The 26,988-nt window shown below is 39.5% G+C and carries 20 protein-coding genes; 2 read left to right on the top strand and 18 right to left on the bottom strand.

Features of this window, described 5'->3' with window-relative positions; translation table 11 throughout:
* Nucleotides 1–2: 2 nt before the first annotated feature.
* The 7 genes from AC1TPB_RS19215 to gyrA form a co-directional block, all read right to left on the bottom strand.
* Nucleotides 3–2,477 carry an S-layer homology domain-containing protein gene (locus AC1TPB_RS19215; protein ID WP_482078010.1) on the bottom strand — a complete coding sequence of 825 codons (2,475 nt, stop codon included), beginning with the start codon at nucleotides 2,475–2,477 and terminating at the stop codon, nucleotides 3–5.
* A 49-nt stretch (nucleotides 2,478–2,526) separates the two neighbouring features.
* Complete coding sequence (locus tag AC1TPB_RS19210) at nucleotides 2,527–3,555, bottom strand: stalk domain-containing protein (RefSeq protein ID WP_482078009.1); 1,029 nt, start codon at nucleotides 3,553–3,555, stop codon at nucleotides 2,527–2,529.
* Between the two features lie 24 nt (nucleotides 3,556–3,579).
* Nucleotides 3,580–4,344 (bottom strand): tyrosine-protein phosphatase, encoded by a 765-nt coding sequence (locus AC1TPB_RS19205; RefSeq protein ID WP_482078008.1) that lies wholly within the window; start codon nucleotides 4,342–4,344, stop codon nucleotides 3,580–3,582.
* A gap of 338 nt (nucleotides 4,345–4,682) precedes the next feature.
* Nucleotides 4,683–4,856 carry a hypothetical protein gene (locus tag AC1TPB_RS19200; protein ID WP_482078007.1) on the bottom strand — a complete coding sequence of 58 codons (174 nt, stop codon included), beginning with the start codon at nucleotides 4,854–4,856 and terminating at the stop codon, nucleotides 4,683–4,685.
* Between the two features lie 9 nt (nucleotides 4,857–4,865).
* Nucleotides 4,866–5,093, bottom strand: coding sequence for a hypothetical protein (locus AC1TPB_RS19195; protein WP_482078006.1), 228 nt, complete (start codon nucleotides 5,091–5,093; stop codon nucleotides 4,866–4,868).
* Nucleotides 5,086–5,262, bottom strand: a complete 177-nt coding sequence (locus AC1TPB_RS19190; RefSeq protein WP_482078005.1) for a hypothetical protein — start codon at nucleotides 5,260–5,262, stop codon at nucleotides 5,086–5,088. The genes AC1TPB_RS19195 and AC1TPB_RS19190 overlap by 8 nt, the downstream gene beginning before the upstream one ends.
* Before the next feature lie 436 nt (nucleotides 5,263–5,698).
* Nucleotides 5,699–8,161, bottom strand: a complete 2,463-nt coding sequence (gyrA, locus tag AC1TPB_RS19185; protein ID WP_482078004.1) for a DNA gyrase subunit A — start codon at nucleotides 8,159–8,161, stop codon at nucleotides 5,699–5,701.
* A gap of 391 nt (nucleotides 8,162–8,552) precedes the next feature.
* Here gyrA and AC1TPB_RS19180 point away from each other — a divergent pair, with 391 nt between their 5' ends.
* A complete protein-coding gene (locus AC1TPB_RS19180) occupies nucleotides 8,553–8,999 on the top strand; it encodes a hypothetical protein (RefSeq protein WP_482078003.1) in 447 nt (148 codons plus the stop codon).
* On the opposite strand, the gene parE is transcribed toward AC1TPB_RS19180, so the two are convergent.
* The 5 genes from parE to purT form a co-directional block, all read right to left on the bottom strand.
* A complete protein-coding gene (parE, locus tag AC1TPB_RS19175) occupies nucleotides 8,987–10,954 on the bottom strand; it encodes a DNA topoisomerase IV subunit B (RefSeq protein ID WP_482078002.1) in 1,968 nt (655 codons plus the stop codon). The two genes, AC1TPB_RS19180 and parE, sit on opposite strands and share 13 nt — an antisense overlap.
* A 1,480-nt stretch (nucleotides 10,955–12,434) precedes the next feature.
* The gene (locus AC1TPB_RS19170; protein WP_482078001.1) at nucleotides 12,435–13,631 is read right to left on the bottom strand and encodes a M14 family zinc carboxypeptidase; all 1,197 of its coding nucleotides are present in this window, start codon (nucleotides 13,629–13,631) and stop codon (nucleotides 12,435–12,437) included.
* Between the two features lie 66 nt (nucleotides 13,632–13,697).
* The gene (locus AC1TPB_RS19165; protein WP_482078000.1) at nucleotides 13,698–13,898 is read right to left on the bottom strand and encodes a hypothetical protein; all 201 of its coding nucleotides are present in this window, start codon (nucleotides 13,896–13,898) and stop codon (nucleotides 13,698–13,700) included.
* Between the two features lie 255 nt (nucleotides 13,899–14,153).
* Nucleotides 14,154–14,435 carry a YqkE family protein gene (locus tag AC1TPB_RS19160; RefSeq protein ID WP_482064018.1) on the bottom strand — a complete coding sequence of 94 codons (282 nt, stop codon included), beginning with the start codon at nucleotides 14,433–14,435 and terminating at the stop codon, nucleotides 14,154–14,156.
* Nucleotides 14,436–14,472: 37 nt separating this feature from the next.
* Nucleotides 14,473–15,657: a formate-dependent phosphoribosylglycinamide formyltransferase gene (gene purT, locus AC1TPB_RS19155; protein ID WP_482077999.1), complete on the bottom strand. Its 1,185-nt coding sequence runs from the start codon at nucleotides 15,655–15,657 to the stop codon at nucleotides 14,473–14,475.
* A 217-nt stretch (nucleotides 15,658–15,874) separates the two neighbouring features.
* On the opposite strand from purT, the gene AC1TPB_RS19150 reads away from it, so the two are divergent.
* Nucleotides 15,875–16,045, top strand: coding sequence for a hypothetical protein (locus AC1TPB_RS19150; protein ID WP_482077998.1), 171 nt, complete (start codon nucleotides 15,875–15,877; stop codon nucleotides 16,043–16,045).
* Here the strand turns inward: AC1TPB_RS19150 and AC1TPB_RS19145 are convergent.
* The 6 genes from AC1TPB_RS19145 to AC1TPB_RS19120 form a co-directional block, all read right to left on the bottom strand.
* A complete protein-coding gene (locus AC1TPB_RS19145) occupies nucleotides 16,009–17,832 on the bottom strand; it encodes an ABC transporter ATP-binding protein (protein ID WP_482077997.1) in 1,824 nt (607 codons plus the stop codon). The two genes, AC1TPB_RS19150 and AC1TPB_RS19145, sit on opposite strands and share 37 nt — an antisense overlap.
* Before the next feature lie 78 nt (nucleotides 17,833–17,910).
* Nucleotides 17,911–19,680 (bottom strand): ABC transporter ATP-binding protein, encoded by a 1,770-nt coding sequence (locus tag AC1TPB_RS19140; protein ID WP_482077996.1) that lies wholly within the window; start codon nucleotides 19,678–19,680, stop codon nucleotides 17,911–17,913.
* 283 nt (nucleotides 19,681–19,963) lie between these two features.
* On the bottom strand, nucleotides 19,964–23,623 hold the full coding sequence (locus tag AC1TPB_RS19135) for a dynamin family protein (protein WP_482077995.1): 3,660 nt from the start codon (nucleotides 23,621–23,623) through the stop codon (nucleotides 19,964–19,966).
* Between the two features lie 14 nt (nucleotides 23,624–23,637).
* Nucleotides 23,638–23,940: an NAD/NADP transhydrogenase alpha subunit gene (locus tag AC1TPB_RS19130; protein ID WP_482077994.1), complete on the bottom strand. Its 303-nt coding sequence runs from the start codon at nucleotides 23,938–23,940 to the stop codon at nucleotides 23,638–23,640.
* A gap of 16 nt (nucleotides 23,941–23,956) precedes the next feature.
* Nucleotides 23,957–24,658 carry an endonuclease III gene (nth, locus tag AC1TPB_RS19125; RefSeq protein WP_482077993.1) on the bottom strand — a complete coding sequence of 234 codons (702 nt, stop codon included), beginning with the start codon at nucleotides 24,656–24,658 and terminating at the stop codon, nucleotides 23,957–23,959.
* A 137-nt stretch (nucleotides 24,659–24,795) separates the two neighbouring features.
* On the bottom strand, nucleotides 24,796–26,904 hold the full coding sequence (locus tag AC1TPB_RS19120) for an S-layer homology domain-containing protein (RefSeq protein WP_482077992.1): 2,109 nt from the start codon (nucleotides 26,902–26,904) through the stop codon (nucleotides 24,796–24,798).
* Between the last annotated feature and the right edge of the window lie 84 nt (nucleotides 26,905–26,988).

Here is a 26,988-nt window from a genome sequence, read left to right as displayed (position 1 = left end):
TATTATCTTAGATTCAACAATTTGTTTACAACTACCGCAGCTTCAGCACGTGTAAATGTTCCTTTTGGATCATATACGCCTAAGCCTTTACCTTGAACAATTCCCTCTTGTGCAACAAGGGCAACACCAGCACGATGTACTGGAACAACGTCAGTTTGATCTACAAATGCATTCAATGCATTGTCAATGTCGCTAACAGCCTTGTAGCCATATACTTTGACAAGTACGTTCGAAGTTATTGTAGCCATTTCACTTCTTGTAATTGGGGCATTAGGATCAAATGTAGTGCTTGTACGTCCATTAATAAGACCATGAGTTACCGCAGTTGCTACTACAGAGTGATACCAGTCACCTTCATTCACATCAGCAAAATTCTCAGTAACATCAGATGTTTCAATTCTTAATGCTCTCACTAATATAGCTGTAAATTCAGCACGAGTAATGTTAGCACGAGGAGCGAATGTTCCGTTAGGATGTCCATTAATAACACCTTTTGCTGCTGCAGTTAGAATATCATCTTCTGCCCAAGCCAGTTCACCAGAATCTTTGAATGATACATTATTCTCAATAACAACATAAGATGATAATGTATTACTTACTGTAGACAACTGCTTTTTAGTTGGGTTATATTGGCCACCAACATAAACTAGCTTGCCATCAACGATTCTCCCAAGTGTTAAGAATTGTTCTTGACCAGCCGTAGCACTGTTCGCTGGAAGTGTCATACGGACAGAAGTTTTGAATTCATGCTTTTCATTACCGTTTGCATCAACCACTGTAACAGAGAATACATCAGATACTTGTTTCGCTCCAGCATTTAATGAAGGTGCAGCATCAGCTACTTTTGAAATTTGTAGTACGCTATCTCCTTCAAGCTCCGTAAGCGGAACTTCGATTACAACACCATTAGAAATTACTCCAATTGCGTAGATGCCTTTCGCTTTGACTGCTTCAAGTAGCTCACCACTAATTACAACTTTAACATCATCACGATTTCCTACAGACAGACTAAGAACCGCGTTAACTGGATCTGCATCTGGAACTACTGCTTGAAGTGCTTCATTAGCTGTTTTCAATATTGACTCAACTTGACTTAATACTTTACTTAAGTCTGCTGCTGTTAGCTTCAATTCAGAAACACCATTATTCGTAGTCACTTTACTTCCAGCATTAACTGTAAGCGCAGCTCTTAATTCGTCTTCAACGATCGCACGAAGAGCGAATAGATCTTTATTTGTTTTCACTTCTCCAATACCTACTAGAGCAGCAGCAAGTTTCGCACTAATGCTTTGAGAGATTGCAGTTGCGTTAGAAACTAGGCCTAGTTCAGTGTCAATGAAACCGCCACCGCCACCACCTCCGCCTCCGCCAGAAATATACACAGGCAATGTTACATCTTGAGTGAATACTGTTGCTCCTTCCAACCAAGAAGGTACTTCAGGTCCAGCTTTCAATTTAGCTGTTATTGAAATTGTTCCATTTGAAGAAGTAATCGAAGTATCTGATGTTATCTTTAACACACCATCATCATTATCAGTATCAAACACCGGGTTAACTAAGTCATTAGTACTGAAATTAAATGCAGAAAGTGGTAATCCCTTAATCCCCAACATAGTAAACTTACTAATATGATGTTCTTTATTACCTTTAGCAGATATGCTTTCAAGCTGTGTTTTGCCAACTAATTGAGTTTTCACATAAGCAAGGCCTAATGCAACACTTGCTTGTTTAACAGTATGAGGTGTGAACGCAGCATCTACGATTCCTCTCGCTGTGTCTAAATCATCTACTAGTAGATCCAACTCTCCGTTATATAACGCTTTAAGAAGCAGAATAACTTGAGATTGAGATTGAGAAGTCTCCCAACGGTCCTTGATTAAAGCTTTTACGTCGGTAGACCCCAACTTTTCTAAATCTTTAAACTCGGCTCCTTCTATTTTCACTAATGCCTCTTCTTGAAGCTCTAAAATAAACTCAGCCACTTGTACTTTGTTAATACGTGGATAGTCTTTTGACTCTAGTATATCAGACAAAGCAGTCAAACTATCTTCTAGTTCAGTTTCAAGGTCTGTTACAGGAGTTTTAGATGGATCAAAATCTCTAAGAACAAATGTAATAACATTATTCAACTCATCAATAAATTCTGCCTCTTCAGTAGAATTTAGCTTTGCAGAAACGTTAGTCCAAAGATTTGGTAGCAATGAAGTTACATCAAAATCAACTGAATTTACATAGTCATTAGCTTCATCAAAAGCCGTTTTAACCAATGGAAGCAATACAGTATCATCTTTCAGCTGAGCATGTACATTTTTATACTTATCAACTGCATCAACTACCGCTGCACTAGCAATTACTGCACTTACCACTACTGGATCTGCTGCACTCACTTTATAAGAAACAGGGCCAAAAGTTAAAGCGTTAGCTGCAATCAATGCTACAGCGGATAACATAATTGTTTTTTTAGTCATTTTCTTCATTTCATTATCACCTCATATATTAGTATGACGAATTCGTCATTTGAAACTATTAGCCTAAAAACTTCGAAAGCATAGCAGCTTTAGTATCATCGTATTGTTTTTGGAATTTCACAGCTTCATCGCCGCTTTCATATCCATGCTGCTCTAGCTGTGAACTCATACTGCTAATCGCTGCTCCAAATTTCACATCGCAATCAGCAAGCACTGCATATCCTTGCTCAAGATAGCTTTGCTTATCACTGTCTGCAGCGGATAAATACTTATTATACAGAGAATAAGCTCTTGTTGAGCATCCTGTCTGCAATTCGTCCAACTTTGTCTGAGTTGCAGCTATAATACTTTCTCTAGTAGGCTTACTTGGATCAATTGCTCCAGATCCAGTACCTGGATCGATAGCTCCTGGATCAGTTGTACCTTCTCCAGCACCCTCGCCAGGCTTGCCACCATTTTCTCCACTACCGTCGCCATTACCATTACCTGCATTCGAATCCTCTTGATTCTTCTCAAGCTTCATCGTAATACTCTTGGCAGCTCCATTATAGGAGATCGTACTGTTTGTTTGCGTTGAGAAGTATCTAACTGGGACATACACAGTACCTTTATAATTGACAGTGATAGCATCACTAGGTGCTGGCTGGTTTACCCCATAGAACTTATAGCTCGTTTCAATCGTGTTCTGAGCTATTTTCTCTGTACGTCCAACAGATGCTGGCTTCGTGACATCCGCATTTGGAGTCAAATATTGCTGTTTGAACTGTTGAAGCTGCTTCAACTGTGTCGCTGTAGGGTGATCAATATTCACTGTTGCGTTAGCTTGATCCCAAACTACCCAATTCTCAAACAAATAACTCGCAAAGCGAATCGGCACATAGGTACGCCCTTTGTAAACGAATGCCTGTTGATCCTTTGGTGTGTGGTACACTTTGCCATCCACGATAAAATGCATATCGATGCGTTCGACAGTAAGCGTCTTTTGACTTGCTGCTTCACTTACTGGCGATCCAACAGCGCTGCCTCCTACTACTACAACTAGTAAAAGCGCGATGGTTTGTACCATTCTTTTTAAAAATAGATTCATTTCTCTCCTCCATTTTTGAAACCACTACCAAAATTTGTACCAGCTGCGCTTAGCTATTAAAGGAAATTGCTGTTCGATAGCTTCATTTTGTAGCAAAAGCTCAGCGTTTGTCTGATAGTAATGGACAAACTCTTTGCCTAACTGGTCATTAATTAATTGGTATGCCTCAGAAAGAATACATGGTCTAGTCTGTACATTATGTGCGTCAGTTGCAATGAAATGAACAAGTCCTTCCCTACACATCGCTAAAGATTTCTTCTGAACTGATTTCCCTAGTTGACCTGTTATCGAATTGGTCGTCATCTGAGCTAATGCTCCCTCACGTACTAAACCTTTCAATCTAGTACTATCATTAGCAAGCTCTTTGTTACGTTCCGGATGTGCAATAATCGGAACTACACCTATTAGACTCAACTCATACATTATTTCTTCAGCTAGATCAGGTACATGTGAACTTGGAAATTCTACCAGCAAGTAGCGACTATTATTAAGAGTTTGTAAAAGACCTTTCTCGTAATCTAGCAGAAGGTCCGAATATGTACGAACTTCTTGCCCAGGATAAATATGTAATGGTATATTATAGTCTACTAATTGCTGGTTCAATTGTTGAACGGACCCCTCTATCGTCACTCGCTCATTAAAGAAGTGATGAGCCCGATGATGTGGAGTTGCCACAATATGTTGAATTCCATCGTTCACAGCTTGTCTTGCCATCGCAATTGCCTCTTCCATATCCAAGGCGCCATCATCAAGATTTGGCAGGATATGACAATGTACATCTATCATCATCTAATTCCTTCCATTTGAGGTACTCTCATAATTGTAATATAGAACCAATAGATTTTCCAGTGAAAAGCTAATAATTTTTGAGAAAACAATAAAATTAGTGACAAATTTACTACTTTCTTACATCCAATCCCGCTACATGATTTTGCAAATAGTTCCTTATCCCTACAATTGAAAACTATCCAACATTTTTCGACATTTAGTAAGTGGGTAATACTGTAAACGTTAGATTAATTTGTCCAATTGTTGAAAGAACTCTCCCCTTCCTATGTGTTTGTTTATTGTGATTGAACACAAAAAGACCACAAATCCTATTAGTGGAATTATGGTCTATAGCTATGTTATGTATAATTATCGTGTATGAAATGTTTTATGTCTTGCAGTAGTATGGATTCCATATCGCCATCTAGAACATTTAAAATTTCTTCTTCAAGAAAAACAGTTAACATATTTTCTATGAATGTTATTTTCTCTTGTTTTTCTATTTCAGAATACGTAATATTAAATCTCTCCATAAATCTCACTTAAGATTTATTTGACAAATGTAATACTTCATTCACTATTAAAGGATTAGTATATAAAAGCACTACACTTTCGTCAGGAAATATGTGCTTATTAAACAGCTCTAACACTGTACTATGCCATGGATCGTAGTCAGCAGTAAGGGCAAGTAAAATACTAGTATCTTCTAAAATATCTTCTCCTTGCCCAAATCCTTGAAATGAAGCATCATTGAAATCAATTTTATTCATATTTCTCCCATTCCCTGACATCGTTAAGATTTATGGGAAGTATCGGAGCCTTTCCTACGTAACTTCTTAGGATAGCTTTTTGTTCTTTATTCATTCCAATTTGAGTCTTAGGAATAGGTTTTACTAACGTAGTAACCCCCATTTTCTTCACTCTCCTTTTATTCCCCACTTGTAGCACCTCCTAAGAATATTCTAAGGAATAGTATGTGCAGTTGTCGTCGAATTCTTGTACTAACTAAAATAAAATTAATTTACAGAATGTGCCAATTGACAATAAAATAAGTAAATCATATGCAATCCCGTCACCATGAAAGTTGTATTCACCGCGCTTCAAAGCATCTTTCTTACCTAATATTAGCATTTTTTAGCGGAGAATATCAATAGGTACTGAAGATATCTGTAATAAATTTGAAGATAAAGCTCCCCAAACTTGGACTTGTAAAGCTTGCTGAAATTGCTGATCGATCCACAGCTATCTATATGTGAAATAATAAGAACGAGATGAACAACAGCAGCACTATTTTTAAGTAGACTGATATCAATAAAACAAGGGTTCTCCTCTGAGGAAAACCCTTGTTTTGATGATATTAATATTTATCTAATCGTTACACATCGGTTTTTGCTATTCCCTTTAACTCTTTAAGCTGAAACAATATACTAATAGAGTCATCTTTATCGATCGTAAATATTGCTCGTCCAATTGCTTTTCGTTCTTCTATAATTGTACGTTCAGAGTCTACGACATATTTAACAGCTTTTTCAGTAAATGCTGAGATCTGAATTGGTTCACGACAATAGAATGCTGCAAATAGCTTCTGTCCGTTCGTACGAACACGTTTACCCTCTTTGAACTCGAAGGTTTGCACACCTTTACCACCACGAGCTTGAATCGGATAATCGAGTAACAATGTACGTTTACCGTGACCGGTGTCGGAGATGACTAGAACTTCACCCTCATCATTATCAACCCAAAGCGCTGATACTATCTCATCATCTGCTTTTAAGCTAATTCCTTTAACGCCGCCAGCCGTTCGGCCCATCGCATTCACTTCACTTTCAGCAAAACGAATGGACATTCCTTGTGCAGTAACTAGCATCAAATCTAAAGTACTGTCACTTAATACTACCGTAATAATTTCATCTCCATCCGATACTTTGCAAGCCGCAATCGCTGTAGAACGAGTCGTTGCATATTCCTTCAACTCTGTTCGTTTTACTTGGCCACGCTTCGTAACAAAGACGAGACTTTTCTCAATGTTCAAATCTCTAATAGGAATGACCGTTACAATGCTATCATCTTTCGCAAGTGGAATGATGTTAACGATTGCTGTACCGGTATCCTTCCATTTGAACTCTGGAATTTGATGAACGGGCAGTAGGAAATACTGTCCTTTTTTCGTAAATAAAAGCAAGTTATCTAGCGTGTTCACTTGCAGCAATTCACGAATCACATCGCCTTCCTTCACACCAGAGCCTTCAAGCTCAGCACCTGATCGCGTATAAGAAAGCATATTCGTCCGCTTCACATAGCCCTCGTGACTTAACGTAACAAGAACATCTTCCGAATTAACGAGCACTTCAAGATTAACTTTCAGCTCTTCCACTTCACTCTGGATAGATGAACGACGTGGAATTTCATACGTTGACTTGATTTCTAGTAGCTCCTGCTGGATAACAGCAATTAGTTTCTTGGAATTATCAAGAATTGAACGCAAATACTTAATTTTCTTCATCGTCTCTGCATGTTCTTTTTCCAAAGAATTAATTTCAAGATTCGTTAAGCGATATAATTGTAATGTAAGAATAGCGTCAGCTTGTCGTTCACTGAACTGATATTTTGCCATTAAGTTATCACTAGCATCTCCACGATTTTTCGAAGCTTTAATCGTTTCGATAATCTCGTCAAGTAGATTAAGTGCTTTTACGAGACCTTCTAGCACATGGGCACGGTCTTCAGCTTTTTCAAGATCGTATTTGGTACGTAGCGTAACGATTTCCTTCTGATGCTCGATATAAGCAGCAATCATTGAAAGGATACCTAATTGTTGCGGAGCTTTATTAACAATCGCAACCATATTAAAGTTATACGTAACCTGCAAATCTGTTTTTTTGAACAAATAAGCAAGAATACCTGTAGCATCAGTATCCTTCTTCAGCTCGACAACAATTCTTAATCCATTACGACCACTCTCATCACGAACTTCAGCGATACCATCTATTTTTTTCTCAAGTCGAATATTTTCCATCGCCGTTACAAGGCGAGATTTCACAACTTGATAAGGAATTTCCGTAATAACGATTTGCTGCTTGCCACCACGAAGCGTTTCGATTTCTGTTTTGGAACGTACATAAATACGTCCTTTACCTCTTTCATATGCGTCACGTATCCCATCTTCCCCCATAATAATACCACCGGTAGGGAAATCTGGACCTTTAACAATTTGCATAATTTCAGGAAGCTCAATCGCAGGATTATTCATGTAAGCAATACTTGCATCAATAATCTCACCGAGATGATGTGGAGGTATCTCCGTTGCAAAACCAGCGGATATTCCACTAGCACCGTTAGCTAACAAGTTGGGATAACGTGACGGTAATACGACAGGCTCCTTGTTTGTATTATCAAAGTTATCTTTGAATAACACGGTACGCTTTTCAATATCGCGTAATAGTTCCATCGCAATCTTCGATAAACGCGCTTCCGTATAACGCATTGCTGCTGCAGGATCATCGTCTTGTGACCCCCAGTTGCCATGACCATCGACAAGCGTATAGCCCATCTTCCATGGCTGCGCCATTCTCACCATACCATCGTAGATCGATGAATCACCATGGGGATGATAGTTACCCATTACATCACCGACTGTTTTCGCTGATTTACGATATGGTTTATCAGGTGTATTACCTGAATCGTACATGGCATATAAAATACGACGCTGTACAGGCTTTAAGCCATCACGCACATCGGGAATCGCGCGATCTTGAATAATATATTTGGAATAGCGTCCGAAGCGGTCCCCTACCACTTCTTCAAGAAACGCAGGTAAAAACTCTTCTAAAGTACTCATAATCCTCGCTCCTTAAACTTTTCAGCATGACTACGAAATAATTGTATTTCTATTTCAATAAAGGTTCAAAACGGTCGTTTCAGATGCGATGTCGAGTAAACTACATTGCAAAACACAGCAACGTGTACGGTACAAGTACACGAGCGACCAATCTTTTATCTCTTGCACGAAGCTTAAATTAAAGGTTCAAAACGTGGGCTTTCGCAAGTCGAGCAGGTGAAATGCTACTTGAGAAAGGCGGAAGCGCAAGTGTACGTTTTTGTACACGCGATCCTACAATGTTTCTGAAAGAAACATACCTCGGAAGCTTACGCTACACTTTCCAAGTTCGTTTCAGATGCGACGTCGAATACGCTACTTCAGCATACTCATCGTTATCAAAGCCCACGTTTTGAACCCACCTATTTCAATCAAGGTTCAAAACGTGGGCTTTCAGAACCGAGCAGGTGAAACGCTACTTGAGAAAGATGGAAGCGCAAGTTTACGTAGTTGGTACACGCGAACCGTACTTTCCAAGTTCGTTTCAGATGCGACGTCGAATACGCTACTTCAGCATACTCATCGTTATCAAAGCCCACGTTTTGAACTTCCTATTTCAATAAAGGTTCAAAAAGTGGACTTTCAGAATCAAGAAGATGGAGCGCTACTTGAGAAAGATGGAAGCGCAAGTGTACGTAGTTGGTACACGCGATCCTACAATGTTTCTGTAAGAAACATACATCGGAAGCATATGCTGTACTTTCCAAGTTCGCTTCATCTTCGACGTCGACTACGCTACGTTAGCATAATCATCGTTATCAAAGTCCACTTTTTGAACTTCCTTATTTACTCGACGTAATCTGTGAAGTCTACATTCTCTATAATCCAACGCTTACGAGGATCTACTTTATCTCCCATAAGAGTAGATACACGACGTTCTGCCTTAGCGGCATCTTCGATCTGAACTTGCAGCAACGTACGCGTCTCAGGATCCATTGTCGTTTCCCATAGCTGATCAGGGTTCATCTCACCAAGACCTTTATAACGTTGTAGTTCGAAGCCTTTATTCATTTCTTTCGTATAATTTTGTAACTCTTCGTCGGTCCAAGCATATCGAATCGTATTCAGCTTACCTGATTTGCGAGTTACTTTATATAAAGGCGGCTGTGCAATAAAGACACGACCCGTATCAATTAATGGCTTCATATAGCGATAGAAAAATGTAAGTAGCAATACTTGGATATGGGCGCCATCAGTATCGGCATCGGTCATAATAATTACTTTACTATAATTACTTTCCTCAGCTTCAAATTCAGAACCAACACCAGCTCCAATCGCCGCTATAATCGCACGGTACTCTTCATTTTTCAAAATATCAGCAAGCTTTGATTTCTCAGGATTCATCGGCTTACCTTTAAGTGGTAAAATCGCTTGATGCTTCGAATCTCGACCTTGCTTTGCTGATCCTCCCGCAGAGTCACCCTCTACGATGAACAGCTCATTACGCGAGGAATCTTTCGATTGCGCAGGCGTCAGCTTACCTCCCAGATTGGAGCTTTCACTACGTTTCTTCCCTGTGCGAATTTCTTCACGTGCTTTTCGTGCCGCTTCACGAGCTCTTGCAGCTTGTACAGCTTTTTTCAAAAGAGATTGTCCAACCTGTGGATTTTCCTCAAGAAAAACGTTCATACGCTCAGTTACAATGGCATCAACCGTACCACGTGCAGATGAGCTTCCGAGTTGATCCTTCGTCTGACCAACAAATTCAACCTCAGACATCTTCGTATTAATGACCACCATCATACCTTCACGAAGATCATTACCATCGAGGTTTTTATCCTTTTCTTTGAGAATAGCTACCTTACGAGCATAATCATTCATGACTCGGGTATAGGCAGCCTTGAAACCCGTCTCATGCGTACCGCCGCCACGAGTTGGAATCGAGTTGACAAATGATACAATCGTCTCCGTATAACCATCGTTATATTGAAGCGCGATTTCAACTTCAATATCTTCCTTCTCACCAGCAAAATGGACAACATCATGCAAAACCGATTTGCCTTCATTCAAAAATTCGACAAATTGCTTTGCTCCACCTTCGTAATGGAATATATCGATTGTATCCGTACGGTCGTCTTTAATTGTAACTTTAAGCCCAGAGTTAAGAAAAGCAATTTCTTGCAATCGCTCTGCTAATGTATCGTAATTGAAGTGAATACCGTTAGCGAACACTTTAATATCTGGTTTAAATGTAACCTTAGTCCCTGAACGATTCGTATTTCCAGTCACTTCTAGAGTAGAAACTGGCTCTCCGACATGCTCTTTGCCTTTTTTGTCAATCCAATATTCAAACCGTTGCTTATGAATTTTACCTTCACGGAAAATTTCTACTTCAAGCCATTCCGATAGTGCATTCGTAACAGAAGCGCCTACGCCATGCAATCCACCAGACTTCTTATATCCTGCGCCGCCAAACTTTCCACCCGCGTGTAAAATTGTAAATACGACTTGTGGTGTAGGAATTCCCGATTTGTGCATCCCTGTTGGAATTCCTCGACCATTATCATGAATGGTAATTGAACCATTTTTATGTAAAGTCACTTCTATCGCTGAACAATGCTTTGCCAAATGCTCATCTACAGCATTGTCGATAATTTCCCATACCAAATGATGAAGTCCTGAACTGCCTGTACTACCAATATACATACCTGGTCGTTTTCTTACAGCTGTTAAGCCTTCAAGAATTTGAATATCATCCGCACCATAATCTTCGCTCTTTGTAACTGTATTAAAAAGATCGATATGCTCTGTCATGATCTTTCCCCCAATCAACTACCTGTCTTTGTCTTTTCTTTCGTTGCACTTCATATTCGCCACAACGCGTTACATCGTGATCACAAGTGACTGTTTTGAACTTCTTCTTGCAATAAAGGTTCAAACCCTTTAAAGCAAACATATTAACATCATACTCGCAATACTGCCAATTAGGCAAACGCTAATCCCAATTTTTGTGAACGGTAAATGATTCATAGTATAATTCTGTCAACACACCGATACGAACGTATATTCTACATTACATTACACTACAACAGATAAGATAGCAAATAAGCACTGGATCGTATCATATCGATGCCTTTATTACCTTTTCGGCGATTGGATGCTATTTCGGCAGATTAGATCACACTGGCGCAACAAACAAAAGCATTAATACAACTAACAACTGTCGCTGCCATTACTTACTAATAGAGCAAACAAAGCAAATAGTTACTTTGTTCACCCCCAAACCTGCTCACCTAAGCGAATTAAGTGAAAAAGTTACTTTATTCGATCGTATTCCCGCGTTGTTGAGCTAATTAAAGCAAATAGTTACTTTGTTCACCCCCAAACCTGCTCACCCAAGCGAATTAAGTAAAAAAGTTGCTTTATTCGATCGTATTCCAGCGTTGTTGAGCTAATTAAAGCAGATAGTTACTTTGTTTCCCCCCAAACCTGCTCACCTAAGCGAATTAAGTGCAAAAGTTGCTTTATTCGATCGTATTCCCGCGTTGTTGAGCTAATTAAAGATAATAGTTACTTTGTTTCCCCCCAAACCTGCTCACCCAAGCGAATTAAGTGAAAAAGTTGCTTTATTCGATCGTATTCCCGCGTTGTTGAGCTAATTAAAGCAAATAGTTACTTTGTTTCCCCCCAAACCTGCTCACCCAAGCGAATTAAGTAAAAAAGTTGCTTTATTCGATCGTATTCCAGCGTTGTTGAGCTAATTAAGTGCAAAAGTTGCTTTATTCGATCGTATTCCCGCGTTGTTGAGCTAATTAAAGATAATAGTTACTTTGTTTCCCCCCAAACCTGCTCACCTAAGCGAATTAAGTGAAAAAGTTGCTTTATTCACTCACATTCCCGCGTTGTTGAGCTAATTAAAGCAAATAGTTACTTTGTTCACCCCCAAACCTGCTCACCTAAGCGATTTAAGTGCAAAAGTTGCTTTATTCGATCGTATTCCCGCGTTGTTGAGCTAATTAAAGCAAATAGTTACTTTGTTCACCCCCAAACCTGCTCACCTAAGCGAATTAAGTGAAAAGCGATTGCGTTCGTTTTTGTCCTCGGATTTATACTACGATGTCTATTACAATAAATCCGAGGACAACGACGATAGGAACAGCAATTGGTTCTTGGAGCGGTCTACCAGCACATTTAAAACGAAAAGAAGCCTCAGCTCCCGATGATTCCATCACGGAAAGCCAAAGCTTCACTTATTCATCGTATCCAACTTTTATCTCATCCAACTTTCAACGCATCAAGCATTTACACTTTTCATTGATTCCAAAATAATAGCTTTTGTAGCATCATACACATCATTAAATTGATCTAGTGGCAATGGATTTGTGCCCAATCCTAATTCGATTGTGAATCCAGGTCTACGCCAATCTTGAATAAACCAATCTTTATATCCAGCTGTACTGTTCACCGTTCGAACAGCATTGTATCCACTCGCTTGTGCCATTCGATTAGCAATCATTTCTGATTCAGGTGGTTCTAACCCTTGGAAGCCCCAATATATCTCTTCTCCTTGTGTATGCAAAGCTAACACTTGATTGAAATTTCTCTCTTTAGTCAGATTAGCAAGAGCAATCACTTCTGGTTCCGTTAGCGGAGCTGTGCCTGAGTAATCTCGCGGCGCCGGCTCTTGTGGGCCTTGAACAGCATCAACCTCCCATAACGCTGGGAACTGTTTATTAAGATCAACACCATTAATATTTGCTTTCCACCCTTGAAAATTAGTACTTCCATCATTGATATTATATACATTTGAACGAAACGGCTCCTTCTCAGGCAACCCATTCAATACAAGATTAACACCATCTGGATTAACCATAGGCACGAAAGAGAAGGTATGTGTCTTGTAGCTTGGATAAACGCTTTGGCCATTCAATGTTCCACTATTCGTTAAAGCGAGCAAGAAATCATTAATAAAAGTCATCAACGATGCAGCAGTAATCCATTCATTCGCATGCATCGCCGCGTTATAATGTAGCTCTGATGGTCCTGTTCCTAGACGTAATTCTAATATATCTTTACCCATTACAGATGTTCCGATCGAATTCACCGTTAACATCGGATATACTTCCATCAGCCTCATCGCATCTTGATAAAAATGCTCATATGTGTAATTTTTGTTCGCATTGATTATTCTACCAACGATGCGCCGAGGCAATCTTATTTTAGATCCAATATGCAATTGATCAGCTTCTAGGTTCGGATTACTCTGTAACAAAAGATTAACAGTAATGTTATTACGCTTAGCAATTTGCCAGATCGTATCGCCCGCTACAATTTCATATTCATACCATTCGTAGCCAGGTATTACGACAACATCCCCAATTTGCAATTCATCGCCCAGATCTGGATTTGCATCGATAATTAGTCCGATCGGGATTTCGAACATGACACTATAATTCCAAAGTGTGTCGCCTTGTCGAACCGATATTTCCATCCGTCACCCACTCCATTCTAAGTCCTCTGCTTCTAGCATATGACAGTTGCCTAGAAATCGTGAATGTTAACTATGGCGAGATCTGGGATGTAGCGCAAGGTTCTCAAGCAGCTGTGGAGTAATAATGATTCCAAGCTGCTTTAGAGCCATTAAGACCGCACCAGCTACTGGCGAGAAAGTTGGAGAAACGATACTATACTTTTTATTGTTACCTTCCGTCAATCGTGAAGCCAATTGCTGCACTGGCGGCATATTGATATAAATCATAGTTCCAGTTAGTTTTTAGCAATAAGCGGACTGTAAGGACGTTATTCCTGCGTTTTCCGCTCAGATCGAGTTTTTGCGGACTCAGAGGACCTTATTCGCTCGTTCACTAGTGAATTTTGAGTCTAATACGATCAATAACGTATTGTGTGTCCTCTTACAACCTAATTTGTTGATTTTAGGCTAATTAGCGTACTGTGTGTCCGCTCATATTTCGTCGAGATCTGGTTTTGGTTTTGAGCTTGAAAAGGAAATGTTTTATTTATACTTGCTCCAATTTGTATCACTATTGTTAAGCAAATAGTCAAAATCATTTTCAAGTCGCTTCTGCTCTAAGCGTTGTTGCTCCGCTTTCGCCTCGGCTTCCTTGTTTTTACGATCTTGATCCGCTTGTACAAGTGCGTCACTTTGTGCTTTCAACTTTTCAAGTACATCACTACCGAGTAAATCCTTCAAGCTTGAACCGCTTGTCGTGTTAGATTCATTTTTGCTGCTCGTAAATTCCTTTTGCTTTGTTACCTTTTTCTGTTTCTTACCCATTGTTTCACCTACTTAATTTCTTATAATCAAAGTCCACTTATTGAACTACCTCTTCAATGAACAATGAAGCTGCCGCTTTCGCTGCATAGCTTCTCGCTTCATCGGTGTTCACACCACTAGAAAGTGCTAGCGCCATGCGACGACCTACTGTAGTCTCGGGCTTGCCGAATATGCGAACCGTAGTATTAGGCACAGATAACGCTTCTTCTACTCCACCAATCATAATGTGCTTTGATTCTGTCGTTGCCTTTAACGTATGTGATGCACCAGGCGTCAATTGACGAATAGTAGATATAGGATAGCCTAGAATAGCACGAACATGCAAGGCAAACTGCGAATAATCTTGAGTTGCCATCGTCACCATTCCAGTATCATGTGGACGGGGCGATACTTCACTGAACAATACGCCATCTTTCGTTAGAAATAGTTCTACACCGTAAATACCATAACCACCTAATTCATCAGTAATCGTTCGTGCAATCTGCTCTGCTTCAACAATTTGAGCTTCAGACATCGCATGTGGTTGCCATGATTCTATATAATCGCCATCACGTTGAATATGACCGATGGGATTACAGAAGCTCGTTCCAGATGTACTGCGAACGGTCAACAACGTGATTTCCGATTCAAATTGAACGAAACCTTCCACAATAATACGTTGTTTCTGCGTTCTTCCGCCTTCCATCGCATACTTCCAGCATGATTCTATATCTTCTTCAGAACGACATACACTTTGTCCTTTTCCTGAAGAGCTCATTAGCGGCTTTATAACACATGGAAAACCAAGTACTTCTGTTGCTGTACGTAATTGCTCTAATGATTCGGCAAATTGATAAGGTGCTGTAGGCAGTCCAAGTGTTTCCGCAGCTAATCTCCGAATTCCTTCACGATCCATTGTAAGCTGTGCGGCACGAGCAGTAGGTATAACGCGATGACCTTCAGATTCTAATTGCACTAGCATATCTGTAGCTATCGCTTCGATTTCAGGAACAATATAATCAGGTTTTTCAGCTTCAATGACTTGGCGCAAAGCTTCTCCATCCTGCATATTAATAACATAAGAGCGATGGGCTACCTGCATAGCAGGAGCATGCTCATAACGATCTACCGCTATCGTCTCTACACCAAGACGCTGTGCTTCCAGAACGACTTCTTTACCTAACTCTCCAGAACCTAATAAAAGCAATTTACGAGCTTGTTTTGAATATGGTGCTCCATACATAAAAAAAGAACCTCCTGGAATCATATGACTACTCTTTCGAATACTAATATTCGCGAATAGACATTGTTTTCTTCCATTATTGAGGTTCTTCGTAGAAAAATCAACTATAAATACCTAGAATAGCTTACTAAGCATACCTTAATGTTTGCTTTTTGAACTTCCATTCCAATAAAGATTCAAAAAGCGGGCTTTCAGAATCGAGAAGATGGAGCGTTACTTGAGAAAGACGGAAGCGCAAGTGTACATCATTACGTACATGCGAACCGTACTTTCCAAGTTCGCTTCATATTCGATGTCGAATATGCTACGTCAGCTTAACATCGTTATCAAAGTCCGCTTTTTGAATTTCCTCTATAAAAATCGATATTGTGCTTGGATGAGTCCATAATACACGCCTTTTTCTTGCATCAATCGTTGGTGATTACCTTGTTCGACGATTTGACCATGATCTAGCACGATAATATCATCAGCATGACGAATCGTAGATAGTCGGTGAGCGATCATGAACGATGTTCTGCCTTTCAGCAGCACCTTCAATGCAGCTTGAATTTTCAATTCTGTATCGGTATCAATGCTCGCCGTAGCCTCATCAAGAATAAGAATTTTCGGATCAGACAGTAACGCTCTAGCAAATGATAACAATTGTCTTTGACCCATAGACAACATATTGCCCCGTTCTTCTACTTGCGTATCGTAGCCATCTGGCAAACTCATAATGAAATCATGGGCGTTAACAGCTTGCGCCACCTTGACAATCTGATCATGAGTCGCATCTAATCGGCCATAACGAATATTATCTTTGATCGTTCCTGAGAAGATGAACGTATCTTGCATCACAAGACCTACCTGTGTTCGCAAACTGTCAAATGTAATATCTCGAATGTCGGTATCGTCAATGAGAACCCGTCCTTGTACAGGATCGTAGAAGCGACATAGCAGGTTAATAATAGTACTTTTACCCGAGCCAGTATGACCGACCAAAGCGATCGATTGACCAGCTTTCACATCAATCGAAATATTTTTCAACGCAGGTCTACCAGGTTCATATTCAAATACGATATTATCAAACTTTACATTACCTTCAATATGCGGCAATGCTCCTGCTTCCGTCTTCTGTGCAACATTAGGCTCTTCATCGATAAATTCGAAGATACGCTCTGATGATGCCATCGCGATTAGTAATTGTGAATACATTTGACCAAGACGATTGATCGGCTCCCAGAAGTTACTCATATAGCTTGAGTATGCAACTAACATACCTACTGAGAATACTCCAATCTGAATAAGATGAGTACCGTACCAGAATAGTATACAAGTACCGATCGCAGAAGTGATCTCAATAATCGGACCAAACGCCTGATTCATTGCTGATGCTTTATTCCAAGATTTCAAGTTAGATGCATTCATGTCTTTGAAAAATTTGATATTGTTCTCTTCTTGTACATAAGCTTGCGTCACTTTCATCCCTTGAATACTTTCATTCAAATGTGAGTTAATGCGCGAGTTTTTCATCCGAACATCCTGCCAAGCAAACCGAATCCGTTTCCGCAATGAAGTAGACACAATAAACATGAGCGGAACCGTAATCATAACTGCCAAGCCTAGCTTAATGTTAATCGCCAGCAAGATCACTACGATACCTACTAATTGAACAATATCCATCAATAGATTGACTACACCATTGGTGAACAAATCTTGCAGGGCATTAACATCATTCGTTACACGTACAAGGACTGAACCCGCTGGTCGCTTATCGAAAAAGCGGAATGATAGCTTCTGAATATGAGTGAATATATGGGTACGCAGATCATACAGTACCTTTTGACCTATAATATTCGTATTACGAATTCGATACTGTGTTGCAAATAACTGAATGAGATACATTCCAAGCATAATTGCGCCTAATAGCCACAGATCACTAGTTACCCCTGAACCTTTCTTGGGATCAATGACATGATCAATTCCATAAAAGATTAGTAGTGGTACACCTAGCTTAGTTAATGTACCAATAACCATCATAATGATAACAGGAATAAGTTCACGCTTATAAGGCTTCATGTAAGTAAATAATCGACTAAGCTGTTCCCAGTTAAAACTTTTCTCAATTGCGTCATCATCCGTATATATAAAACGATCATTTTTAATCGTTTCTTCTACTTTTGCTTTTTTCGCCACTTACAAGACCTCCTACAACTTTTTATTACCTACCTGATTTGTTTCTCTGCAAATAAAAAGTAGCTTCGAAAGCATATCCTACACTTTCTCACTAACCGCAGAGGCTATTTGTTGCTCTGGCGAATCAGCATATTGTATTTGATATGTGTCTCGGTAAGGTCCATCTTGCGTTAGTAATGATTGATGATTACCACGTTGTACAATATGACCTTCGTCTAACACAATGATCTCATCGGCAAATCTTAACGATGAAATACGATGTGCAATAATAAATGTCGTTCTGCCAGCCATTAGCTCTTTGAAGCCCGCTTGGATATCATGCTCTGTTTCCATATCGACTGCACTGGTCGCATCATCAAGAATGAGAATTTTCGGATTTTTGATAAATGCGCGCGCAATCGCAAGACGTTGTTTCTGTCCACCAGATAGCCCCATGCCTCGTTCCCCTACGACCGTGTCATATCCAAGTGGCATTTCCATAATAAATTCATGGGCTTTCGCAAGCTTTGCTGCACGTTCGACATCCTCTTGTGATACCCCAGAAATACCATAAGAGATATTATCTCTAATAGACGATGAGAAAAGAAAAGTCTCTTGGAATACAGGTGCAATAATCGTACGCAGCGATCCGACATCTAGCTCACGAATATCTTGACCATCAACTGTAATTGAACCTTGCTTAACATCATAGGCACGCATCAGCAATTGAATTATCGTTGATTTACCAGAACCTGTTGCTCCAAGTAAACCAATGACTGACCCAGCAGGAGCGTGTAAGTCAATATCCGTTACAGCAGGCTTCTTATCTGGATAGTTAAATGTTACATGGTTAAACATAACTTCACCCACAACATCTTGAGCATGAAGTACTTTTGCATGCGCTTTATTCTTCACTTTAATCGGCTCAGCTAGCAGATTTAACACGCGTTCACTAGAAGCCTTGAATTGCGTGTAGTTATTAATATGGAACCCTAGTCCCCACATTGGACCAATAATGAACCAGATTAGATTAAACGAAGCAACAAACTGACCAAGCGTCAAAGAATTATTGATAACCATCGTACCACCAGCTACAAGCAGAATAATGACACATAGGTTGGCGACGAGTTCCATCATTGGGAAATACTTTGCCCATTTGGCTGACGCATTAATTTGATTTTTCTGAAAAGCAACACTTCGCTCTGAAAATTTGTCAACTTCAAATCCTTCTCTAGCATATGACTTAACGGTACGAACGCCTGTAATATTTTCTTGTACAGCAGTAGTCAGATTACTCATTGCTTTACGCATCTCTCTAAATATCGGGTGAATCCGACTTTCAAAGCGGAAAGCAAGAAATAGCAATAACGGAAGTGGTAACAACGTAATTAATGTTAACTTCCAACTGAAAACCATCATCATTGTTCCACCTAAAACTGCCATCAAGAACACATTTAATAATTGCGCAAAACCAAAGCCAATAAAGTTACGAATAGCTTCCAAATCCGCAGTTAAACGTGACATCAAATCTCCCGTTTTTGCTTTATCATAATATTGATAAGACAGCGCATTCAACTTCTCATACAATGCATTTCTCATTCTAGTAGCAACCCTGTTACCTAATCTACCACCACAAAAACCATGTAAAAACTGATTGATTGCCTTAAATGTTACAACGCCTACAACTAATAACGCAATTGGTACAACGAGTTCAAAATTCTCCTTCAAAATAATCTCGTCGATCAAATACTTCATAAGGTAAGGCTGAGCAAGACCTACTCCAGTAGCAAGAACGAGGAAAAATAATGATCCTACAATAAACTTCTTCTCTGGTAGATAGAAGGCTTTCAGCTGCCTCAGTATTTCCAAGACGGTCAACTCCCCACATTTGTTTAATATGCAAGAATCTTATCAACTCCTGCAAAGAACAGCAAACTGCAATTTGTAGCGTTTCCAACTATGTGAACTCTTAATATGGCAAATGAGTGAACATAGTTTAACTTTACTCTCAATTGATGGTACTTAGTAGCTAATATGTTCGTATTGCTCCATTTTTGCATATTTTCACACTCATTTGTGCAAATATGCCCATTTCTTTCTGACATAGAAAGAAATGGGCATTCGCGTAATAAGTAATTTATAATAATGATAATCAAGCAATATCGACGATGTCATTAACTGCTTTTGAAATGGTTTGAAGCTGCAATACATACGCTTCATCAGACAATAATTTACGTTGCTGCGATGTGAATTGAGCTATACTAGCAAGCAATTTATTCGCTTGCATCTGCGTATGCTCCTGCCACTGTGCATCATAGTGCAGCAACCACTCGCTACTTACTGCCTTCATCCATATCTCCATCGTTGGGAATAGTAGCGCATCTAATTCTTTACGAAGTGCCACTTTACCTTCGCCTTCAAAAAAAGTTTTTGGGGATTTGAACTGACTCCATAACCACTTTGATTTCATCTCATCATACGCCCAAGAAATTTGCCCTGCAGGCTGATCGATATCGTCAATATTAAAGGCAGCGAGAGAGTAACCGTTCAATTGGGTAACGGCTTGTTCACTTAAGTGAATATAAGGTTCCATTAATTGCTGCTTCAGTTTCTTCTCGACACGCATCGTAGTAGCCAATAGTTCTTGCTCCAACTCAAGGGCAAGCGTTCGTTGTAATTCTAACCATGACGTCCATACCGCTTGTGACAGCTGCCCTATATCATCCCTTAGCTGTGATGGATTGAAGGCATAATTATAGAAGTCGCCAAACCGGAAACGTATACGCTGAATAATATAGTACATTAACTCTTCGATTTCTTGTTTTAACGCTTGCGGGATCATCGACTTAGCAAAACGTTCAATTGGCTCACCTAATGCTTGCTCAGCAGATGCGAGCGCTAGTAGAGATGCTGCCTTGTCTGCTTGCGCATGCTGTGCGCCTTGCAACAGACCTGCTACTAACTGCTGACTACGCAGTAATTCCTGCTTAGCAGCATCTACTGTTAATGAACCTAGCTCTTCATGAATGAATTGGAAAAACAGTTGCTCAAATACAGCTAGACCTGATTGCTGTAATAACGTCGGATCTTCATTCTGTCTCGCTTCTAACGCTTGAATACTAGAAATCGGGAACAACCTTGGCTTCATAATGCCATGCCCATTCAAATTACGCTCGACATGATCTAACACACCTTGAAGCTCTTCACCATCCGAAGCGAGATCCGCTGCATTAACGACAAAGAACATTTTATCTAGTTCAAACTGATCCTTCACGCGTCCCAGTTGGTTCAAAAACTGTCGATCAGCATGTGAAAATGCATGATTGTAATACGTTACGAAAATAATTGCATCCGTATTTTTAATATAATTGAACGCTACCCCAGTATGACGTGCATTAACAGAATCAGCTCCAGGAGTGTCCACTAGAATAATTCCCGCTGCAGTCAAAGGACAATTATAATAGAACTTTATTTCTTGTACATAGCATGAGCGTTGTTCTTCCGCAACATACAACACATACTGATCTCGATCAACTTTACGCTCTTGACCTAACCATTGCTCTTGTGCCGCCCAGCCCTGCCTTGCCGCTTTAATGAAGCTATAGTGAGCTCTACCCCCATTATGAATACTATCAGGTGTAATACTATCAATTAGCTTAAAGAGGTGCTGAACATCTTCTTTCGCTTTCTTGGGGATCGTATGGCCGAGCAGTGACAATGAGTAATACATATCATCGAGCATTAGTTCTTTCGATTTCATATAAATCAGTGCAGTATTATGCTCGAAGCCAGCTTTTGGAGGTAATAAGCTGTTAATCGCTGCTGTAGTCGGATTCGGACTAACGGGCAAGACGGCTTCTCCAATTAGTGCATTAGCTAGCGATGATTTACCTGCGCTAAATGCACCAAACAAAGAGATCGTAAACTCATTATGTGTTAGTCGCTCACTTTTCACTAATAAATCATGCGCATTACTATCCAGACCTTCTACAGATGCAATGAGCTTCGCTACCGTCTTAAGCTGATCACTAATATCATGCTGTAGTGATTGTTGTTGTTCCACAGAAAATGAGTTAGCCACGTTGTCATCATGAGCAGCGAACATCTCACTTAGATCGACTTGCTCCTTCTGCCCAACAAATGATAACAATTCATCCTCTTGACTTGGTTGGTCCTCTTCTAGAAGCAGCTGCGACGGATTAGGCAGAACAGGCGACTGAATAGGTGGCTCTAAGCTAGACAGTAGCTTCACTTGATATTCAGAAATTTCCTCTTCAAGTAAACGATACTGCTCTACTGCCGCTGCCCGTTCCTTCCACTGCATCAGTTGCTCATGTAGCTCATTACTTCGAGTCAGATGACTAGTCTTCAAGTGGTCCCACAATTGATCAACGATAGTGAGTGCAACAAGGCGATAGTTAAGCTTAATCGTATTGGACAAGTCTTTACTATACGTCATCGTATATTCATTACCGAAAACTGCTCCATGATTTACCTTTTCATTGAGCAATTGCTCCGAAGGACTATGCTCATCAACCATTAGCAGAAGCTGCTCTAACTTTTGCTCGTCATAAGCGATTTTCTTACCTGCGTTACGAAGCAGTACTTTAAGATGCCATTCAATCGCTGCATTCGTGAGCTTTTTCAGTTCTACATAAAATTGTGCCAAGCGGCGTTCTTGCTCTTGAGCGGTCTTGCCCTTGGCAAATAGTAGTCCTTGGCGGAAGCCTGGCTTACGACTCTCCAGAAACTGATGAGCCAAATCCCGTAGTTCAGCAGGTGTAATATTCGCATTGTCTAATACTTCCTCAATTTCTTTGCGAAGCACAATTGGAAACTGTTCTGATTGCGCTTGCAGTTCTGAAATTTCTCCATTAAGCGCCTGCAATTGTGTTTCCACATGAATAAGCTGATCTTCGCCTCCGATAGCCTCTAGCAGCTCGTGGCGCTTCTCAGAGGAGTGTTCCTCTATGATCTGACCATGCTCCTTAGCTAACTGGAAAATCGATGACCAGACACTGAATGTACTTAGATGGGATTGTTGTTTTGCTAATTCATCAAGTAAGCGCTGTAATAAATGCCATTGATGATGCGGATGATTCGGTTCTCGCAATGACAAATACAAGATGCCAGCAGGCTCCAAATGCCATGCATGGAATGCTTCTACTACACTTTGCTCATAGGACGCGAAGCTTAATTCTTGCTCGCGGTGCTTATCAATCTGATTAACGATAAAGTATAATGGCTTATTCCATTCCTTCAGCTCTTTCGCAAAGGAAAAATTAATTTCTGATTGAACATGATTATAATCCATTACATAGAACACGACATCTGCCATATGCAAAGCAGATTCTGTCGCTAGCTTATGTGCCGCATCGGTTGAATCAATTCCAGGTGTATCAAGTAGTACTAGTCCTTTCTTTAATAGAGGACTTGGATACTGTATATTAACTGAAATAAACTTTTCACCATCGGTACAATACTGCTCTAACTGTTCAATTGCTACTTCATCATATCGAGTGATACCATTACTCCACACTTCTACTTCTGCCTTACTCTGCTTACCATATGAAATCGTTACGACATTCGCACTTGTCGGAATTGGGCTAGATGGTAGCAATTTGGCGCCACATAAAGTATTAACTAATGTAGATTTCCCTGCAGAAAAGTGTCCACATAAAGCAATAGTAAGCTGACCTTCAGTCAGCTTACTATTCAACTCTAATGCTTTGTGAGCATGTATATGATCGTTATGTGAAGTCATTTCACTTGAGATATATTGAATCTTCTCTAGTAAACTAACCATCGACATATCAATGTCTCTCCTTATTCAACAACTTCTAATTCTACTTCATATTCTTCTACTTCTTCTTCATCAGATGGTAAGCAGATTTCAAATACGTTACCGTGTTGAAGAATCATAATATCGCGAGCTTTTTCTCTCATAACAACAACCTCTGGTTTTGCGCGCATACGTTCAATGTACTGAGTTGGTACATGTCCAGATCCACTTACTGTAATACCATCAACTACAATATCTTCATTGTCCCCGGGTGGTGATTCTAGAACTTGCTCATAAATATCAGAAAAATTTTCAAAGCTGTTTGTGTACACGGAAATGCATTTCATTTGTTAATCATCCTCATTACTTTAGTTTAGTTTTTACATTAGCATTAGTTTTTAACTTAGCTTTAGTTGTTTCAGTGACTTTCATACGCTTCTTTCCTTCTTTGCACAACTCAATCAAAGGACAGACTGCACATTGCGGATTTTGCGCTTTGCAATGATAGCGGCCAAAAAAGATTAAACGGTGATGTGTAAGGGTCCATTCCTCTCGCGGTACTAGCTTCATCAGCTTATGTTCCACTTCTAATACGGTATCGTCTTGTTTGGCAAAACCTAAACGTTTGGAGACACGATCAACATGAGTATCAACAGCAATGGCAGGAACGCCAAACGCGTTAGACATCACAACATTAGCCGTCTTACGTCCAACCCCAGGTAATTCAATTAAACCTTCATGAGTATCTGGCACATCGCCTTCATACTTATCGATTACGATACGGCATAATTTTTGTATATTAGAAGCTTTACTTCGAAACAAACCAATTCTCCGGATATCTCCTTCAAGTTCTTCAAGAGGCACAGCCAAATAATCTGCTGGAGATTTATACTTTTGAAATAAATTAACCGTCACCTTATTCACTGTTTCATCTGTACATTGCGCTGAAAGCAGTACAGCAATCGTTAATTCAAATGGATTGCTGTGAATAAGTTCACAATGAGCATCAGGAAACATATCAGCTAATATGTCTAACACATGCCTCATTTTTTGCTTTCCATTCATTCGTTTGCCTCCACTTCTTAACCATCGTTCAAAGTGTAGCGAAAAAATCTACACTGTGCAAGTAACAATTTCTTATATTACAAAAAAAACTGCCCTTTTCGGGCAGTTTTCACAAAAAGTTACGTATACTGTCGTTTTTATGGAATAGTAATCGTTGAAATTCGGCTTCCAGCAAACATTACTAATACTGTTTTTCCAGTTACAAGATCGTTAATCGTTGCAGGAGAGCCATCGGCTTTCACAAATTTCGCTTCTTCGAATAGAACGAAATAATTGTCACCTTTACTATCTTTGAACTTAATTTCTTTCGTTAATTGTGTAATAGATTGCACTGTTAATTGATGCGTTTCATGCATATTGAAAGAAGTGACTCTTGCATCAGATGAAGACAATCCAAATGTTAGCTTCGTACCAGCCTTCATGTTCAGGAATGTATGCGATGTATTCGTCAAACTATCAATATCAGCACCAGTATAATCCATTTCAACTAAGGAACCATCCGGCAAGCTGAAAGTTACAATTTTGTCTGTCTCATTCAACAGCACTAGCTCACCTTCATACTCTGAAACCAAATTATAATAGATGGCAACCTTTTTACCATTTTGCTCTGCATAACGAAGGACAATATTAGGCCAGCCATCTACGAAGCTTGTAATCGTCTTGTAATCTACTATTATGCCATCCATCATATAGCGAGTGCCATCGGTTAAGTAAATTGCTTGCGCATTATCCCCTTCGGAATCTGTCACTGTAATTAATTTATTCGATTCATCAAAGTTAACAATATTAGGAGCATACATCGTATTCATATTACGCTCAGATACAACGATACTAATAACTTCATCCTTGTCATTCAACTTAATCGTCACTAGGTCAACTTCTTTAATTAGATCAGACATAGTAGCATTATTAACAAACGGAATGGAAACTGCTACTTTTGGAGCAAGTAATTTAACTACAAATCCTTTATCTGTTTCCACTGTAATTGTTTTCTTATCTAAATTGTACATAGTACCTGTTACAACAGAGGATACTTTTTCAGATTCGTTCAACGTAATCGAAATCGGAATCGAATTTTCACGGAATGTATCGCGCAAAATCGTAATGTTGTCGTTTTGTTTAATTGTGTTTACTGGAATAGCTTCACCTTTAGCATTCAATATTTTCACATTATCATTGTAAATAATAGGAACTGCATCTTTGTCAATATATACATAGATCGTTTTTTTCTCAATATTCACTATACCAACTGTTGTCGTAATACTCTCCACATACGTTTCTTTACCTTGTGCTTCAATAAACTTAGCGTTTCCACCTGACACAAAGACAGCTACTTCTCCGTACTGTGTTAGATCTTTACGATCGATTGCAAAATCATTATCCGTCTCGTAATATCCTGTTGTTGCATCTGTTGCATAAGTTGTCTCAACATCATTCTCATAGATCGTAATCGACTTGTCGGTAATCGCTGTTAGAATACCATAATGCTGACCTTCCACTTCAATCGGGAAATCCTTTTGCGCACGACTTAGAATCGTTGCAAAGCTTGCACGGTTAATAGGTGACGTAGGTCCAAATGTTGTTGAAGTCAGTCCTTTAATAAGACCTAATTCAACCGCTGCATTCACATAACCAATATATTTACTATCTATTTTGTTATTATCTGTAAATGTTGTCGCACTATTAGCAAGTTCATCTGCTTTCTGCTGTGCACCTAGCGCTTTAATAATTAGTTTGGTAACCCATTCACGACTTGCTGCTTTTGAACCCCATTTATTTGCAGTATCTGCAGCTGCAAGCTCATATTCCAGCTCACGATCAAGTAATCCTTTTTCGAAAGCTAGCGCTACGTATGGCTTATAATCTTCTTTGACAATAAACTTCTCATCAAAAATAATCATATCTGTCGTATTAAGCTCATTCACCAATCCTGAAAAACGAATGGCCATAATAACAGCTTCTTCTTGTGAAATTGTATTATTGTATTGGAAGGTAAATGTACCTGTTTTTTTATCTTGATAACCTTTAACAATTTGTTGTAGCGACAGACGATAAATATGCTTCTCAGCATACAAGCCAACAGGAATATCTACAAATGGTGTAATTCCAGTTGCTTTTGTTGTATTTGTTGCAGCCGCTTCTACTGCAATCGGATTAGCAGTTAATACAGGGATCGAGCTTCCAGCTATAAGCGTAAAGGCAATCGCCCCGCTCATGATTTTTTTCCACGAAATATGTTTTGGCATAATTAAATTCCACCTTATTATTCAAATTTAATATCATATATTGCATAACTAATTGTCAAATACGAAAAACGGTAAACAAAAATA

It is taken from the genome of Paenibacillus sp. Y951, from assembly GCF_056786395.1.
This window is presented reverse-complemented; position numbering and strand designations above follow the sequence as displayed.

What these genes read in the sequence shown, in the direction of transcription:
- AC1TPB_RS19165 (WP_482078000.1), bottom strand. Translation starts at nt 13,898, where the DNA reads ATGATTTATATCAATATGCCGCCAGTGCAGCAATTGGCTTCACGATTG.
- AC1TPB_RS19130 (WP_482077994.1), bottom strand. Translation starts at nt 23,940, where the DNA reads ATGAAATGCATTTCCGTGTACACAAACAGCTTTGAAAATTTTTCTGAT.
- gyrA (WP_482078004.1), bottom strand. Translation starts at nt 8,161, where the DNA reads ATGAGTACTTTAGAAGAGTTTTTACCTGCGTTTCTTGAAGAAGTGGTA.
- AC1TPB_RS19160 (WP_482064018.1), bottom strand. Translation starts at nt 14,435, where the DNA reads ATGGGTAAGAAACAGAAAAAGGTAACAAAGCAAAAGGAATTTACGAGC.
- AC1TPB_RS19205 (WP_482078008.1), bottom strand. Translation starts at nt 4,344, where the DNA reads ATGATGATAGATGTACATTGTCATATCCTGCCAAATCTTGATGATGGC.
- AC1TPB_RS19170 (WP_482078001.1), bottom strand. Translation starts at nt 13,631, where the DNA reads ATGGAAATATCGGTTCGACAAGGCGACACACTTTGGAATTATAGTGTC.
- AC1TPB_RS19210 (WP_482078009.1), bottom strand. Translation starts at nt 3,555, where the DNA reads ATGAATCTATTTTTAAAAAGAATGGTACAAACCATCGCGCTTTTACTA.
- AC1TPB_RS19200 (WP_482078007.1), bottom strand. Translation starts at nt 4,856, where the DNA reads ATGGAGAGATTTAATATTACGTATTCTGAAATAGAAAAACAAGAGAAA.
- parE (WP_482078002.1), bottom strand. Translation starts at nt 10,954, where the DNA reads ATGACAGAGCATATCGATCTTTTTAATACAGTTACAAAGAGCGAAGAT.
- AC1TPB_RS19135 (WP_482077995.1), bottom strand. Translation starts at nt 23,623, where the DNA reads ATGTCGATGGTTAGTTTACTAGAGAAGATTCAATATATCTCAAGTGAA.
- nth (WP_482077993.1), bottom strand. Translation starts at nt 24,658, where the DNA reads ATGAATGGAAAGCAAAAAATGAGGCATGTGTTAGACATATTAGCTGAT.
- AC1TPB_RS19195 (WP_482078006.1), bottom strand. Translation starts at nt 5,093, where the DNA reads ATGAATAAAATTGATTTCAATGATGCTTCATTTCAAGGATTTGGGCAA.
- AC1TPB_RS19120 (WP_482077992.1), bottom strand. Translation starts at nt 26,904, where the DNA reads ATGCCAAAACATATTTCGTGGAAAAAAATCATGAGCGGGGCGATTGCC.
- purT (WP_482077999.1), bottom strand. Translation starts at nt 15,657, where the DNA reads ATGTATGGAGCACCATATTCAAAACAAGCTCGTAAATTGCTTTTATTA.
- AC1TPB_RS19215 (WP_482078010.1), bottom strand. Translation starts at nt 2,477, where the DNA reads ATGAAGAAAATGACTAAAAAAACAATTATGTTATCCGCTGTAGCATTG.